Source organism: Streptomyces sp. NPDC055243 (assembly GCF_044544025.1).
Taxonomy (GTDB): domain Bacteria; phylum Actinomycetota; class Actinomycetes; order Streptomycetales; family Streptomycetaceae; genus Streptomyces.
Window position 1 is genome coordinate 62,349 of record NZ_JBITWR010000005.1, and the last position, 14,417, is coordinate 76,765.

The following is a 14,417-nucleotide window of genomic DNA, read 5'->3' on the forward strand; positions in this document are numbered from 1 at the left end:
CCAACAGAGCACCAGGACGAGTGCGTTGGTGACCACGAAGTACCACGGGCTTACCCAGCCGTGCTCCTTGTCCACAAGCCCTGGTCCATCCTCGCGATGGAGCCGCCGCAGCAAGCGGTAGCGCATCGGAGCCCCGGCGACCAACAAGAGCGGCGCTGCGGCGACCGCCCCAACCGTCACACCGAACCGGACCGCAAGGCTCCCAGCAACGCTTCCTACCTGCATCGCTTCAGTCTGCCGATCAAATGGACGTCATGCACCCATCTCTGGACCCCGATCCCCGCCGTCGCCCGCCGCCCGGCCGCGTCGCTCCCGTACCGGTCGGCGGGCTGCTGCAGCACTGAGGCGTCAGCCGCCAGCGGCGTCAGCCCTTGTCGGCTGGTTCCCAGACCGAGCAGTCGTGTGCGAAGAGGACCCTGCGGGGGTCGAACTCCATGAGCCGTTCCGTCCAGGGCCGGCAGGCAGGAAGTGGTGGTTCAAGGCCGTCTCGGATCGCTCGGTGAGCCATCTCGTCCGAGGCGAAGTGGGATGCGAAATCGTGGGCCTGGCCGGCGAGGATGACGGTGCCGTCATCCTGCTGGACCGCCAGGGACTGGTGTCCTTCGGTGTGACCGGGGGTGGGCATGATCCGGACTCCGGGCCAGAGTTCCGTTTCACCGGTGAGTTGTTGGTAGGTGGCGCCGGGGAAGTCGACGAGTTCGTCGATGGTGCAACCACCGCGGCGAGCGGTGGCCAGCTCCGTCGCCTGCACGACGATGGGCTTGCCGCCGAACAAAGGGTTGCCGCCGCAATGGTCGAAATGCAGGTGGCAGTTCACGAGCGTGGAAATGTCCGCGGGGGTGACACCCGCGGCTGCGAGCGCGTCCGTAAGAGGCCTGCGCCGGGGACGGTAATGGCCTTCGGTTCCGCGGTCGACAGCGCCCATACCGGTGTCGAAGAGAAGCAGTCCTTCGGCGCGCCGAACCAGGTACCCGAATAAGGGTTCAACGCGTGGCCGCGCGGTCCCGGCCTCTGATGCGGGGCGAACGAAGTAGCCCAGGTCGAGTCGACGAACCGCCGTCTTCTTCTCCATGCCGTTCTCCATGCGGTCGGGCTCGCAGCCTCCGCGCCCCGTCCCCTGACGGTTCTGCCGACAGCAGATCGCGTCCGGCCGCGTGTGAACACCGGCCCGCTCACGCACCGCAGGCCAACGCGGGACCCGGGTGAATCCGCTGGTGGGGCGGGTCTAGGCTCATGCTCGGGGAGTGCTCACCGAGCGAGGGGGAAGCCCGATGAAGGTAGTGCTGGCGGGAGGCACCGGGCAGGTCGGAGCCGTCCTGGACCGTGCGTTGACCGCTGCCGGGCATGACGTCGTCGTCCTGACCAGGAACCCCGTACACGCACGCCAAGTCGCCTGGGACGCACGGACAACGGGCCCCTGGGCCACGGAGATCGACGGCTGCGACGTCGTGGTCAACCTGGCGGGGCGCAGCGTGAGCTGCCGCTACACCGAGGCCAACCTGCGGGACATGATGGACTCGCGGGTGCGGTCCGCCGAGGCCGTGGGCGCGGCGATCGCCGCCGCGGCGAAACCGCCGGCGCTCTGGCTCCAGATGAGCACCGCCACCATCTACGCGCACCGCTTCGACGCACCCCATGACGAGGCCACCGGAATCATCGGCGGTACGGAAGCCGGTGTCCCGGACTACTGGGAGTACAGCGTACGGATCGCCAAGAACTGGGAGCGCGCGCAGCAGGAGGCCGTCACCCCGCACACCCGCAAGGTCGCCCTGCGCGCCGCCATGGTGATGAGTCCCGACCGCGGTGGCGTCTTCGACGTCCTGCTGCGGATGGTCCGGCTCGGCCTGGGCGGGCCGGTCGCGGGCGGAGCCCAGTACCTGTCCTGGATCCACGACCGGGACTTCGTGCGCGCGGTGGAGTTCCTGATCGCCCGCGACGACATCGAGGGCCCGGTGAATTTGGCCGCCCCCGGCCCGCTCCCGCACCGCGCGTTCATGCGGGACCTGCGGGCCGCGGCAGGCGTCCGGGTGGGGCTTCCCGCCACCAAGTGGATGGCGGAGATCGGCGCCTTCGCGCTGCGCACCGACACCGAGCTGCTCCTCAAGAGCCGCCGCGTCGCCCCGGGCCGACTGCTCGACGCGGGCTTCGTCTTCGAGCACGCCGACTGGCCGGATGCGGCGGCCGATCTCGTACGGCGTGGGTAGCGTGCTTCCGCGCCGACGCCCCATCGGCAAGCACCAGGTCGTGGTGCCCGCCGAGGGAGTGGGGCGGCTTGGGCCTCAGGTGGTGGAGGTCTCCGCCTGCGGGGCGGCGGGGGAGTCTGCCGCGGCGGCCGCGGTGTAGAAGACGGACGACCCCTGCTTGGTGCGCAGAGCCCGGCCCTTGGCGACCAGGCCCTCCACCGTGGTGCGCACGACGGTGGTCTTGATGGCGCGGTCGGGGTGAGCCTGCCCGAGCGCGGTGGTGATCTCCGCGGCGGAGCGCGGTTCGCTCTGCTCGACGAGGTGGCTGTCGATCAGCTCGACCAGCGTCGGCCCCGCGGCCGACGCGGTCGGTGCGGCCGGCTTCTGCGCGGCGGCCTTGGGCGTGCTCTTGGCCGACTTGTCCTTGTCCTTGCCCTTGGGCTTGGTGGCAGCGGGCTTCTTCGCGCGAGCCGTACGGGAGTTGGCGCTCGCCCGCGGGGCAGGCACCGACTTCTTGAGGGGGGACGCCTTCTTGGCGGCGGGCTTGGCGGGCGCGGCGGGCGCGGGGGTGCTGGGGGAGCCCAGTGCTTGCTGCATGCTCAGCAGCAGCGCGTGGTCGTTCTCCAGGGCCTGCAACTGCTCCTGGAGCGCTGCCACATCGGCGCCGATGCGCTCCTGCTCCTTGCGATTGGTCTCCAGGTCCGCGGTGACGCGGGCGGCGTACTGGGCCTGCACTCCGGCGGTTTCGGACTGAACGTCTGACATAAGCAGTGACCTTTTCGTGAGCGCACGCGATCGTGCGGGGAATGGCGGGTCGTGCTCACGACTGAGCACTCCTGGTGGAGGGCGTATCTGAACACACCCCTGAATGCTGACTGCCCAACCTGCAACAGCAGTAACTCATGTGCGGGCAGCGAAGACTACGTGTTCGTGTGCACCGGTGAACACACTGGGCGAATATTCACCCCCATATCCCGGTCATGTTGATCTCGTGTTCGAAGTTCTCGCAGCCGGGGTCAGCCGACGGTCGAGGCCATGCGCCGCACCGCCTCGGTGACCACTTCCGGTGAGGCGGCCAGGTTGAGACGGACGAAGCCCTCACCGCCGGTTCCAAAGGGTTTCCCGGAACTCAGGGCCACGCGGCCGCGGTGCAGGAAGGCCTGGGCCGGGTCGCCACCCAGGCCCAGTTCCCGGCAGTCCAGCCAGGCCAGGAAGGTGCCCTGTGCGGGCGCGTAGCCGATGGCGGGCAGGTGCTCGGCCAGCAAGGCGGCGAGCAGTTGACGGTTGTCGTCGAGGCCGCGCAGCAGTGCGTCGAGCCAGTCGCCGCCGTCCCGCAGGGCTGCTGTGTGGGCGATGATGCCGACATGGCTGGGGCCGTGGCTGACCTCCTCGGGGATGCGGGCGAGGTCGTCGGCGGCTTCGGGTCCCGCGACGGCGAGAGCGGCCTTGAGCCCGGCCAGGTTCCAGGCCTTGGAGGCCGACATGAGGGACAGCCCGTTCTCCGCTCCGGGCACGCTCAGGAAGGGGACGAACGCGGTGCCCGCCGCCACCACCGGGGCGTGGATCTCGTCCGCCACGACGCGTACGCCGTGTTCGCGTGCCAGGTGTGCCACCCGCGCCAACTCGGCGGCGGTGTGCACGGTCCCGGTGGGATTGTGCGGGCTGCACAGCAGGTACACCGGCCGGTTGGGCCCCTGGGCCGCACGCCGGAACACATCCTCCAGCACGGTGAAGTCGATGCGCAGGTCCGGTCCCAGGGGTGCCTCGACGACGCGGCGGTCCAGGTTGCCGACGAAGTGGTAGAAGGGCGGGTAGACGGGGCAGTTGACGATGACGGGGTCGCCGGGCGCCGAGACCAGCTTGAGCATCTCGACGACGCCCAGCATCACATCGGGCACGATCGCCGTGCGCGCGACGGCGAGTCCGTCCCAGTCCCACCGCTTGTGGGCGAACTCGGCCAGCGCCTCGGCATAGGCCGTCCCGGCGGGATAACCGGTGTCGCCGAGCGCCACGGCCTCGGTGATCGCGTCGGCGACCGGCTCGGCCAGGGGGACGTCCATCTCGGCCACCCACAGCGGCAGCACGTCGGGCGGATAGGTCCGCCACTTCATGCTCGTACGCCGTCGCAGTTGCTCGAGCGAGAGCCGGCGGAGCGGATTCGAGCCGTGCGGCACGACAGGATCACGCGACACATTTTCCATACGTCAAACGTAGGCAGGCCCCGGCCGATTCATGCCTGCTTCGACGCCCCGAGGTACCGGCTGGAGGGGCACACCCAGCTGTCGTTCTACGTTCAAGTAAGGTGAGCCTAACGTAACTGACTCGCCAGTCCGTTCGCCTGACCGCCGACCTGTGAGGACCCCCGTGCCCGACGCCGCGACACCCGCAACCGTCCCGTCCCCTGGCGGTAGCGCCACGGCGCCCCACACCTGGCAAGAGCTCGGTTCGGACGACGAGCTGACCGCACTGCTCGGCGAACCCCACCCGATCGTCATCGACAAGGTCCACGCCGAACTCACCCCGGACGACCTGGGGATCCTGGCCCGCTCCCCGTTCTGTGTCCTGTCCACCTCGGACGCGGACGGCAACTGCGACACCTCCCCGCGCGGCGACGCACCGGGTTTCGTCCACATCCTCGACGCGCGCACCGTCGTCCTGCCCGACCGCCCCGGCAACCGGCGCGGCGACAGCTTCCGCAACATCCTCGAGAACCCGCATGTGGGCCTGCTCCACCTCGTGCCCGGCAGCTCCGACATCCTGCGCATCAACGGCCGGGCACGGATCCTGACGGACGCCCCGTTCTTCGACGCGATGAGCGTCAAGGGCCGGCGCCCCCACCTGGCACTCGTGGTCGAGATAGACGAGATCTTCCTGCACTGCTCACAGTCCCTGCGGCGGGCGGGCCTCTGGCACCCGGAGAGCCGGCCGCAGGACGCCCTTCACCCCTGAGCCGGCTTCCTCGTGCTGCCGGTGGTGCTCAGCCACCCTCGCCGGGCGGCGTGCCGCAGCTCTGACCGCCCGGTCCGCCGAATTGCACCGAACTCAGGAAGTCCCGGTAGGCAGGGAAGAAGTTCCCCTTGCCCGTCGGGCCGGAAGAGGTCACGACCGTACAGCCGCTGTAGTTCGCATCGGACCAGAGGTAGATGGTCGACGGTGTCCGGTTCCAGTCCGACTTGGCGCGGTCGGACATGCCGAGCGCCGCGAGATCCGGGGTGCTGGATCTGAGGGCGATCATGTCGCCGGTTCCGTCGAGGCCCGAGAACATGCAGTAGGAGCCGTCGGGGCACCGGTCGTAACCGTCGGCGGCGTGTGCCGTCGAGGCCGGCACCACGACAGCGGTCGTCGCGGCCGCTGCCATCAGTAGTCCGGAGAGCTTTTTCCTCATCGTGATTGCCCTGCGCATAGCGTCCGCCTCAGTCATCGGGGCCCGCGGCTCTGCGAGGCGCGGGCCGTTGTCACCTCAGGCTCGTTGCCCTGTTCGGTGCGCGGCTATCCCCCGCAGGGGTGATGTCAGGGGTGTCTGGTGCTCTCCGGGCCGCCGCACGGCGGCCCGGAGAGCACCAGGTCAGGCCACTGGTCAGTCGACCGGTTCGATCCAGACGTTGCGGAAGCGGACCTTGTTGCCGTGGTCCTGCAGTCGGATCGCGCCCGCCGCCGCGGATTCGGCGTCGCCCGCTCCGGTGGGGCCGTCGACGGCCACGTCGTCGTGGACCTTCTTGCCGTTCCACACCACCGTGACCCTGGCGTCGGCGGTCTTCTTGCCGTCAGCGTCGAAGCGGGCGGCGCGGAAGACGATGTCGTACTTCTGCCACGTCTCGGGCGCGGTGGAAGCGTTGAGGTCGGCGGCCTTCTTGTTGTAGATGGAAGCGGCTTCGTTCGCGGCGAGCTTCTCCACGCCGAACGAGTCCAGGATCTGGATCTCGTACCGCTCCTGAAGGTAGATCCCGCTGTTGCCGCGATCCTGTCCGGTGACGTCGTCCGGCAGCTTCGGCACACGGAACTCGGCGTGCAGCTTGAAGTCGCCGAAGGCCTGCTTGGTGCGGATGTCCCCGCAGCACACCTCGATCGACTTGTCGGCCGTGTGCGGCCATTCGACGCTGCGGCCGTCGGTGTGCTGCCAGGCGGTCGAGGTGCTGCCGCCGGAGAACAGATCGATACGGCTGTTGGGCCGGCGCACCTCGATCATGTCGAGATTGACGTGACCGGTGTCCCCGGAACGGTAGGCGTACGTGATGGTGTTGCGGCCCTTGCGCAGAGCGAGCTGCTCGGTCTTGGTCGACCAGCGCTTCCATGTCTCGGTCGAGGGGAGCTTCGTCTGGCGCGCCTCACCGCCGTTCACGCTGACGCCCAGCGTCTTGGTTCCGGCGGAGGGGTTGGGGCCGTTGGAGTAGCGCAGGCCCACGGCGTAGGTGCCCTTGGCGGGAGCCTGGACGTCGAAGGTGGCCGTGGCACCCTCCTTGCTGAAGCCGTCGACGAAACCGCCGCCGGTGAAGCCCGCGTGTTCGGTGTCGGTGTCCGCGCCGCCCGACAGCCGCGCCGACTCGGCGTCGTAGGAGGTGACCGGCTCCTTGTGGCCGGGGCGCGCGTTGAGGGTGTACCAGGCCTCGGTGGACCACAGCTGCTCGTCGTCGGCCGAGGAGAACGGGCGCGGCGAGCGCACGTGCACCACCCGGTCGCTCTTGAGTCCGGGGATGGTCAGCTGGACGGTACGGCGGTCGGCCGAGACGTCGGCCTTGGTGACGGGCAGGGATTCCTCGTCGACCTTGGGGCCGCCGTACGCGGGGGTGGGGGCGTAGCGCCACTGCTCGACGGAGTAGGCGCCGCTGGTCAGCTTCTCGACGGTCTTGTCCGACAGCGGCTTGGTGTAGGTGAGCTTGAAGCCGTCGCGGGTGGCGCGCATGGTCTTGATGTCGAAGGCCGTCTTGCCGTTCGGGGTGAGCTTTTGCAGCCCGAAGCGGAGCTTGCCCTCCTGGCCCCAGTTGCCGTCCGCGCCGAGCCCGCCGGTGTAGATGGCCCCGTCCGGGCCGGTGGAGATGCGGGTGATGCCGGACTCCAGGCCCTGGGTGTGGCGGAAGACCGCGCCCTGGAACTCGCCGTCGACCTTCTCCAGGTCGGCGCGCTGCAGTCCGCCGTAGGTGACGTCGCCGAACATCAGCTGCCCGGCGAAGGGTCCCTTCTTCACCGTCATGGGGGTGCTGGGGGAGTTGGCTATCTCGTTCTGCGGCAGCCACAGCACCGGCTTGGTGACGCTCTTGTCGTCGAAGGGGCCGTCGGGGTTCGTGTAGTGGTTGAAGAACCGGTCCTGCTTGACGTGCATCAGCTTCGACGCGGGCAGCCAGCCGCCCTGGTTGTCGGTGACGAACAGCTCGTTGTCGGGGCCGCGGCCGATGCCGTTGGGGGTGCGCAGACCGCCGGCCAGGTAACTGACCTTTCCGCTGGCCTTGTTCACCTTGATCGTGGTGCCGCGGTTGGCGGCGGGCTGTGGATCGGTCGTCGCGCCGCCGTAGTTGATGGCGACGGACAGGTTCAGGTAGAAGTTCCCCTTCTCGTACAGCAGCCCGAAGGCGAACTCGTGGAAGTTCCCGCCGTACGGCCACTCGGCGATCTTCCGGGTCTCGCCCGCGTCGTTGTCGCCGTCGAGGTCGGCGAGCTCGGTCAGCTGGTGCTTCTCCGAGACGTACAGCTTCCCGTCCACGTACTTGATGCCCATCGGCTCCTTGAGCCCGTCGGCGATCTTCTCGTACGTGACCTTGTCCGGGCCGGTGTCGCCGGTGACGTTGTCCAGGACGTACACCTCGCCCTTGGTCTCCTGGCTGCCGCCCCACGTGGTCACCGCGAGCCGGCCGTCGGGCAGCCAGTCCATCGCGGACACCTGCGGCTCAAATCCCTTGGGCCGCAGGTCGGTCAGCGTGTAGCCGGGGTTGACCGACTTCAGCGGGAGGCCGTCGCCGGGCGTGTCGTAGGTGCCCTCGCACTCCTTGCGGCCCGGTGCGGTGACCCGCACGACGTCGGCGTCCGTGCTCAGCACGGAGTTAGGCACCAGGGCGAAGGCGTCGGCGCCCGGCGGCTTCCACTGCAGGGTGACCTGCTGGTCGTTGCTCCGGTCGAAGTGGTCGATGCGCAGCGGGTGGTGGCCCGGGGTGAGCGTGATCTCGCCGTCCTTGGGCTCGGCCCCGTGCAGTCCGTCGTGGTCGATGACCTTCTTGTCGCCGATGAACAGGCGCGAGCCGTCGTCGCTGATCAGACGGAAGGTGTACGCGCCGTCGGCGGGCACGTCGATGTTGCCGATGATCTGCGAGACGAAGTTGTCGCTGAACCCGAAGCCCTCGGTGGAGGACCAGTCGACGGTGGGGATCAGTTTGTCGACGTTGGGGGTCTGGGCGGGCTTGAGGTCGCAGAGCTTGCTGAGCGGGGACTGGACGTCGAACACCCGCAGCGTGACGCCGGGTTCCTGCGGCGGCAGGTCGGCGAAGGGCTTGTCGTCGGCGCCGGCGGCCGGCGCGGTGAGCCCGCCGGCCAGCAGCAGCCCGAGGAGTATCCCGGTGGCTCTGCGCGGTCTCAGGCGCGTGCGTGGACGGATGCGGGGTGGGCGCGTGGGGTGCTCGTGTGGCGTCACTCTGTCTCCTGCTGGGCGCTGAGAGGCGGCCCGGGCCGCCTCGGCCCGCGTCCGCGGGGTGGAGTTCGTTGCACATACCGGTGGTGGTGCGGGCTGCGGCTTTTGGCCGCGCCTTGCGCAGACTTCCGTACGAGAGCGACGCCCAGCGTACGAACAGTGCCGCGCACCGTCCATACTTTGTCCTCAATAAGGAGAAACTGTTGGGGAGTTGACGAGTCGGCCGTGCGCGGCGCCGGGCCGTGCGTGGCGCGGGGTCACGGCCAGGACAAAGCGCTGGATCGGCGGACCCCGTCCTGCGATCATCAGCTGTTCGCATGGCGCGGGGCGCAGTTCCGCCGAGGATGAAGGGGCTGTCTGTGCGCGGCACCATTCCGCTGATGTTCGTTGTCCTGTCGACCGTCGCTCTGGCGGCGTGCGGTACGCCGCCGGATTCCGACGAGCCCCTGAGCGCGGCGGCACTGAGGGACGCGCTGCCGGCCGCCGACGGTCTTCCCGGCTACACCGCCAAGGCCCAGAGCCTGCCCCTGCTGGAGAAGCAGGACGTGGTCACCGTGGACAAGCCCGCATGCCGGCCCATCGCCGACATGATGAGCGTGCGCCCCAAGCACCCGCGCCAGGCCCTGGTGTGGGCCACCCTGGAGGACAAGGACGCCTCCGTCGAAGGAAGCCTGGCCCTCTCCAGCCTCGCCCGCGACGGGGCCGACGCCTGGATGAGGGACCTCAAGGCGGCCCGCACCCAATGCACCGAGTTCACCGCCACGTCCGAGCGAGGCTGGGCCTCCCCCTTCACCGTCGAACCGCTGCCCCCTGCCAAGGCGGGCGACGACTCCGTGGCGTACGTCCTGACCAACACGCGGGCCCCGGGCGCCAGAGGCAACAGCATCACGGTGGTACGCACCGGAGGAACGCTCGCCACGTACCTCCTGACGGGCGAGCCACGAACGGTGCCGGCTCCCGCGGCAGGAAAGCAGCACGAGGCATTGCGGCAGGCATCCCGCTGAGCGTGAGCATGTAGCGGGCGCCTGGACGTGCTCGGCGCGCTCGACGGTGGTGCTCCCAGCGACATCGGGCGGCGCTGTCACCCGCCGATCGAACGTGTCGCGCCGGATCGGCCTCCTGGCGCGGGAGGTTCACCCACCTCCAGACGCGGCCAGTGCGCGAGATCCCGCCGAAGCTGGCGGTCGTGCGTGGCGACCACGACCGCGGCGCTGGTGCCGCGCAGCGCATCGGTCAACTCGTCGATCAGCGTCGACGACAGGTGGTTGGTCGGCTCGTCGAGCAGGATCAGACCGGGCCGCCCGGCCAGGGCCAGCGCCAGGTCGAGGCGCCGCTGCTGCCCCTGCGACATACGCCCGACCGGCGTGCGCATCGCGTCGGCGTCCAGCAGCCCGAGCACCCCCAGCGGGACGGCGTCGGCGTCCCGGAGCGATCCGCCGGCCACCAGCCGTCCCACGTGGCGGGCGTGCACCTCGTGCGCGGTCAGACCGGGGTCCTGGCGGGCGGTCTCCTGGGTCACCCGGACGATCCGTGCGCCCTTCGCCGTCCGCACATGCCCGTCCGTGGGTTCGAGCGCACCGGCGAGGACCGCGAGCAGCGTGGACTTCCCGGCGCCGTTGGGTCCGGTCACGAGCAGCCGGTCGCCGCCGTCGAGCGTGAGGTCGACCGGACCGGCCAGCCGCCCGTGGACCGCGACCCCGTGCGCCCGCAGCTGCGGAGCGCTCGGCCGGACCCCCAGGTCGGGCCACCGCAGCACCGGCGGTGGCTGCGGCACGTCGATCCGGTGCGCCTCCAGGGTGTCCTGCTGCCGCTTCAGGGCCTGCACGACGCCCGGTGCGCGGGACTGGCGCTGATGCTTGCCCGTCCCCTTGTCGGGCCGCCAGCCGGTGGAGAGGCGGTCGCGGGCCGTGGACACGGCGTCCTGCAGCCGCCGGTGCTCGGCCTGCTGTTCCTGGTGGTCCTGCTCCCAGCGCTCGCGCTCACGGCGCCGGGCTTCCTGCCAGGCGTCATAGCCGCCGGCGTACAGACGTGGCTTCTTGTCGCGGGACGGGTCGAGGTCCAGGAACCGGTTCGCGACATCGCGCAGCAGTGCCCGGTCGTGGCTGACGACCGCGAGACCGCCGTCGTGCTCGCGCAGCCTGCGGGTCAGGAAGTCCAGGCCGTCGGCGTCGAGGTGGTTGGTCGGCTCGTCGAGCAGCAGGACGTCGTGCCGCGCGCCGAGCAGGCACGCGAGGCGGACCCGGTAGCGCTGCCCGACCGACAGTGTCGACAAGGGACGGTCGCGGTCGGCGCAGGCGCCCAGGGCATCGAGGGCGACGTCGACCCGGCGTTCGGCGTCCCACGCGTCGAGGCGGGTGGCCGCGTCGAGCGCGTCGGCGTAGCGGTCGTCGGCAGCGGTGTCGCCCTCGGCCAGGGCGAGGGTCGCCTCGTCCAGCGCGGCCAGGGCCGCGAGCGACGCGGCCAGCGCCTGGGAGGTCAGGGTGCCGACGGTCTCACCGTCGCGGGCGGACAGCTCCTGGCGGGCCAGGCCGATCGTGCCGGCCCGGTGCACGGCACCCTCGTCGGGCGTGATCAGTCCGGCGAGGACGTGCAGCAGGGTCGTCTTGCCGCGGCCGTTCTCGCCCACGACGGCGATGCGTGACCGGGCTGAGACGGTGAGCGAGACGTCGTGCAGGACGCGCCGGGACCCGCGGGTGACGGTCAGGCCCTCGGCACGGACGTGCGCGCTGCCGCCCGCCTCGACGGGCAGGGACATGGCTTCGGGAAAAGGGACGGGGTTCAAGGGGTGCTCCGCAGCTCGCAGGGGAGCCGGGCAGCGAGAAGCGGCCGCCCGGCGGGAACCGGAACGGCGGCGGATTCAACAGGGAGAAGGCGCCGCCGTCAGCGGGCGGAGCGGACCTTCTGCGACCAGATACCTCGTGCCATGACGAAAATGCTAGCAGCGACGCTGCCCGCTTCGCCTGGCCATTTGGCCGCGCTCGCCCGGCACCGGCTGCGGCCCACCCCCGGCGGGGAGCCTGTGCGGCGGGTCGGGAAGGGCCCGCGAGGGCGTACGGGAAAGGAACTAGGGGTTGGCAAGCACGGTGGCCAGCAGCGCGCCGAACACCACGATGACCAGGGAGATCAGCGCGGTGGTGATGACGGCCTCGGTCACCTTGGAACGGACCGGGCTCCGGGTGCGGCGGCGGTTCCAGCGGGTCACCACGGCGGGACCATGGCGTTCTTCAGCAGGCGGCAGGCCCCGGCCAGCAGATACAGGCGCGCGGTGGGATTGGTGAAGGTCTCCGTCCGCTGACCGTGGTGGACGGATCTCGCGTGCCGGATGGAGTGGTCGAGCACGTCACGGGCGCGCCGCTCGCCGGGGCTCCGGCCCGGCATGCGGGCCAGGTGGTACTCGGCGGGCGTGATGAGCGCGGCCAGGTGGTCGGCGAGTTCGGCGGCCACGGCCTCGGCGAGAGAGCCGGTCGGGTCGGCGACGGCGAGCACCTCCGCGCGGTGAACGGTGTTGTCGACGAGGGCCAGGTCGACGGGATCGCTGTTGTGGTTCTGCGGGTGCTGGGCGGTCATGAGCGTCACCGGGGGCTCCCTGGCTGGACGTGACGGTTGCGTCTGATTCCTGACCTACAGCCAACTCCTGGCCACGCCGCGCGGGTACCGTAAAGGAGGAGCGGGCACGTAAACGCCGTAAAAGCTGTCGGAGCTGTCGGGAGAGCTGCCCATGGCAGGCACACCGCGTACGCCGAACACCAGACTGGCCACCCTGCTTGACCAGGGGCAGTGTCAGCGCGATGAACTCGCCCGGGCCGTGAACCGCATCGGTGCCCTTGCCGGGGTGCCGCTTTCGTACAGCGGACAGTCCGTCTCGATGTGGCTGCGCGGGCACCAGCCGAAGCAACAGATCAGGCCCCTCGTCGTGGCCGCGCTGTCGGAGAGACTCGGCAGGCCCATAACGCACGAGGACGCGGGCCTGACGCCCGCCACGTCCTCCTCGGGCTCTCAACGCCGCGACACGGTTGAGGAGTTGATCGACCTGGGAAGGGCGGACATGGATCCCTCTCGACGCGGTGTGCTCGCCGCCGGCGTATTCAGTGCGGCGCTGGCCGTGCCCGTCTTCGGCACGGCGGCGGCGCACGCCGGTGAGCCGGTCTCACCGGGCAAGGCCACCACGCGGATCGGCAGATCACAGGTCGACTCCGTGCGGCGTACGACCGTCAGGATCGCCGACATCCTGGACGAGGACGGCGCCGGGCACGCGCGGCCGATGGCGGCCGCCTTCCTCGTCAACACGGTGGGCCCGTGGATGCGGGCACAGGCCACCGGACCGGTTGCCGCCGGCATGAAGGCGGCCGCCTCGGACCTGACGTATCTGACCGGGTGGATGGCGATGTACGAGCAGGACCACGCCGCCGCCCAGCGCTGGTACCTCAAAGCCCTCTCCCTCGCCGACGAGGCCGGCGACCACGTCACCTACTGCCGCACACTGCGGGGCATGTCGTTGCAGATGACGAGCCTGCGCCACGGCCGCAAGGGCCTGGAGTTCGCCGACAGCGCCGCCGAGGCCGCCCCGCAGGCCGGACCCCGCCTCGTGGCGTTCCTCCGCGGACAGCAAGCACACGCCGCCAGCATGGTGAAGGACCGCCGCCAGGCCCACGCGAGACTCAGCGAGGCCGAGACCGCGCTGTCGCAGGCCGACAACCGACGCGACGCGGTGGGCGGTTACAACCGCACCGCCTGGCTCTTCCACCTGTCCCACGTCCTGTACGAGGAGCGGGACCTGCCCGGCAGCATCAAGGCCCTCAAGGACTCCATCAAGGTCCAGCCCGCGCAGGAGCGCCAGGGCCGCGTCCACTCCTACGCCCTGCTGGCCCAACGGCAGCTCGCCCACGGCCATCTCGACGCCTCCTGCACGTCGTGGGGACGCTTCCTCGACGAGTACGAACTCGTCTCCTCCGCGCGCGGCGATGAACACTTCCGGACGATGAGACAGGAGATGCGCGCTCACACGGGCGCGCGGCCGGTGAAGGAACTCGCGGGGCGCGCACGGGAAGTCGCCGCACTCAAGGCATAACTCCCTGCCGGGCGCCTCACCGCAGCTGGCGCGGGCGACCTCGTTCCCCCATCGGCGGGTGCAAGACCCTGCCTGGATACGGAAGGGGCTACTCCCTTGCGGCGGGGGCACATGGGGGCCATGACTCTGGCCCGATCACTTCCCGACAGCTCGACCGAGTGGTGGATCTTCCTCGGTGCGTTGGCCTGCTACCTGCTGGGGCGGTTGTTCTTTGCCTGGCGCCAGGCGAAGTCGGAGGGACGAAGACGTCCCGCGCGGGCCGCGCTGGACGAGATCGGGAACGACGATCCCGAAGTGAGCCCGGCGCAGGCCGCGACCTGGGGCTATAACTCCTGGCGGCAGTTCGTCGGGCTGGTGGTCGGCGCGATGGTGGTCGCCGCGATCGCCGCCCTGACGGACGGAGCGCTACGCGTCGCCCTGCTCTGGGTGGTCGCCCCGGTGCTGCTGATCGCCCTCGCCTACGTGGACTTCCGAGAAGCCCGGAAGGCCGCGGCGAAGAAGTCCCGCACACCCCGCGCGCGCACCTGACGCCGCCGCGTGCACGGGGCCCGTG

Annotated in this window: 13 protein-coding genes; 5 read left to right on the forward strand and 8 right to left on the reverse strand. The window is 70.3% G+C overall.

All coding sequences use genetic code 11. From position 1 onward, the window contains the following. Positions 1 to 364: 364 nt before the first annotated feature. Positions 365 to 1,072, reverse strand: a complete 708-nt coding sequence (locus tag ACIGXX_RS16185) for an N-acyl homoserine lactonase family protein (protein WP_399976128.1) — start codon at positions 1,070 to 1,072, stop codon at positions 365 to 367. A 199-nt stretch (positions 1,073 to 1,271) separates the two neighbouring features. Here ACIGXX_RS16185 and ACIGXX_RS16190 point away from each other — a divergent pair, with 199 nt between their 5' ends. Beyond that, complete coding sequence (locus ACIGXX_RS16190) at positions 1,272 to 2,204, forward strand: TIGR01777 family oxidoreductase (protein WP_351166474.1); 933 nt, start codon at positions 1,272 to 1,274, stop codon at positions 2,202 to 2,204. 75 nt (positions 2,205 to 2,279) lie between these two features. On the opposite strand, the gene ACIGXX_RS16195 is transcribed toward ACIGXX_RS16190, so the two are convergent. Both ACIGXX_RS16195 and ACIGXX_RS16200 read right to left on the reverse strand, forming a co-directional pair. Beyond that, positions 2,280 to 2,948, reverse strand: a complete 669-nt coding sequence (locus tag ACIGXX_RS16195; protein ID WP_351166476.1) for a hypothetical protein — start codon at positions 2,946 to 2,948, stop codon at positions 2,280 to 2,282. A gap of 251 nt (positions 2,949 to 3,199) precedes the next feature. Further along, positions 3,200 to 4,384 (reverse strand): MalY/PatB family protein, encoded by a 1,185-nt coding sequence (locus tag ACIGXX_RS16200; protein WP_351166478.1) that lies wholly within the window; start codon positions 4,382 to 4,384, stop codon positions 3,200 to 3,202. Between the two features lie 163 nt (positions 4,385 to 4,547). Here ACIGXX_RS16200 and ACIGXX_RS16205 point away from each other — a divergent pair, with 163 nt between their 5' ends. Then, entirely contained in the window at positions 4,548 to 5,132 is a 585-nt protein-coding gene (locus tag ACIGXX_RS16205) for an MSMEG_1061 family FMN-dependent PPOX-type flavoprotein (protein WP_383824698.1), read from the forward strand. 28 nt (positions 5,133 to 5,160) lie between these two features. On the opposite strand, the gene ACIGXX_RS16210 is transcribed toward ACIGXX_RS16205, so the two are convergent. Continuing rightward, the gene (locus ACIGXX_RS16210) at positions 5,161 to 5,586 is read right to left on the reverse strand and encodes a peptidase inhibitor family I36 protein (protein WP_351166482.1); all 426 of its coding nucleotides are present in this window, start codon (positions 5,584 to 5,586) and stop codon (positions 5,161 to 5,163) included. Positions 5,587 to 5,760: 174 nt separating this feature from the next. After that, the gene (locus ACIGXX_RS16215; RefSeq protein WP_383824695.1) at positions 5,761 to 8,799 is read right to left on the reverse strand and encodes a family 16 glycoside hydrolase; all 3,039 of its coding nucleotides are present in this window, start codon (positions 8,797 to 8,799) and stop codon (positions 5,761 to 5,763) included. Between the two features lie 377 nt (positions 8,800 to 9,176). On the opposite strand from ACIGXX_RS16215, the gene ACIGXX_RS16220 reads away from it, so the two are divergent. Beyond that, positions 9,177 to 9,800 (forward strand): hypothetical protein, encoded by a 624-nt coding sequence (locus ACIGXX_RS16220; protein ID WP_366464194.1) that lies wholly within the window; start codon positions 9,177 to 9,179, stop codon positions 9,798 to 9,800. Between the two features lie 77 nt (positions 9,801 to 9,877). On the opposite strand, the gene ACIGXX_RS16225 is transcribed toward ACIGXX_RS16220, so the two are convergent. The 3 genes from ACIGXX_RS16225 to ACIGXX_RS16235 all read right to left on the reverse strand — a co-directional run bounded on the left by ACIGXX_RS16225 (position 9,878) and on the right by ACIGXX_RS16235 (position 12,372). Further along, positions 9,878 to 11,578 (reverse strand): ABC-F family ATP-binding cassette domain-containing protein, encoded by a 1,701-nt coding sequence (locus tag ACIGXX_RS16225; RefSeq protein WP_351166488.1) that lies wholly within the window; start codon positions 11,576 to 11,578, stop codon positions 9,878 to 9,880. A gap of 282 nt (positions 11,579 to 11,860) precedes the next feature. Continuing rightward, positions 11,861 to 12,001 carry a hypothetical protein gene (locus ACIGXX_RS16230; protein ID WP_351166490.1) on the reverse strand — a complete coding sequence of 47 codons (141 nt, stop codon included), beginning with the start codon at positions 11,999 to 12,001 and terminating at the stop codon, positions 11,861 to 11,863. Continuing rightward, on the reverse strand, positions 11,995 to 12,372 hold the full coding sequence (locus ACIGXX_RS16235; protein ID WP_383824686.1) for a hypothetical protein: 378 nt from the start codon (positions 12,370 to 12,372) through the stop codon (positions 11,995 to 11,997). The genes ACIGXX_RS16230 and ACIGXX_RS16235 overlap by 7 nt, the downstream gene beginning before the upstream one ends. 142 nt (positions 12,373 to 12,514) lie before the next feature. Here ACIGXX_RS16235 and ACIGXX_RS16240 point away from each other — a divergent pair, with 142 nt between their 5' ends. Both ACIGXX_RS16240 and ACIGXX_RS16245 read left to right on the forward strand, forming a co-directional pair. After that, on the forward strand, positions 12,515 to 13,864 hold the full coding sequence (locus tag ACIGXX_RS16240; RefSeq protein WP_399976137.1) for a hypothetical protein: 1,350 nt from the start codon (positions 12,515 to 12,517) through the stop codon (positions 13,862 to 13,864). A 120-nt stretch (positions 13,865 to 13,984) separates the two neighbouring features. After that, complete coding sequence (locus ACIGXX_RS16245; protein ID WP_399976140.1) at positions 13,985 to 14,392, forward strand: hypothetical protein; 408 nt, start codon at positions 13,985 to 13,987, stop codon at positions 14,390 to 14,392. The last annotated feature ends 25 nt before the right edge of the window (positions 14,393 to 14,417 follow it).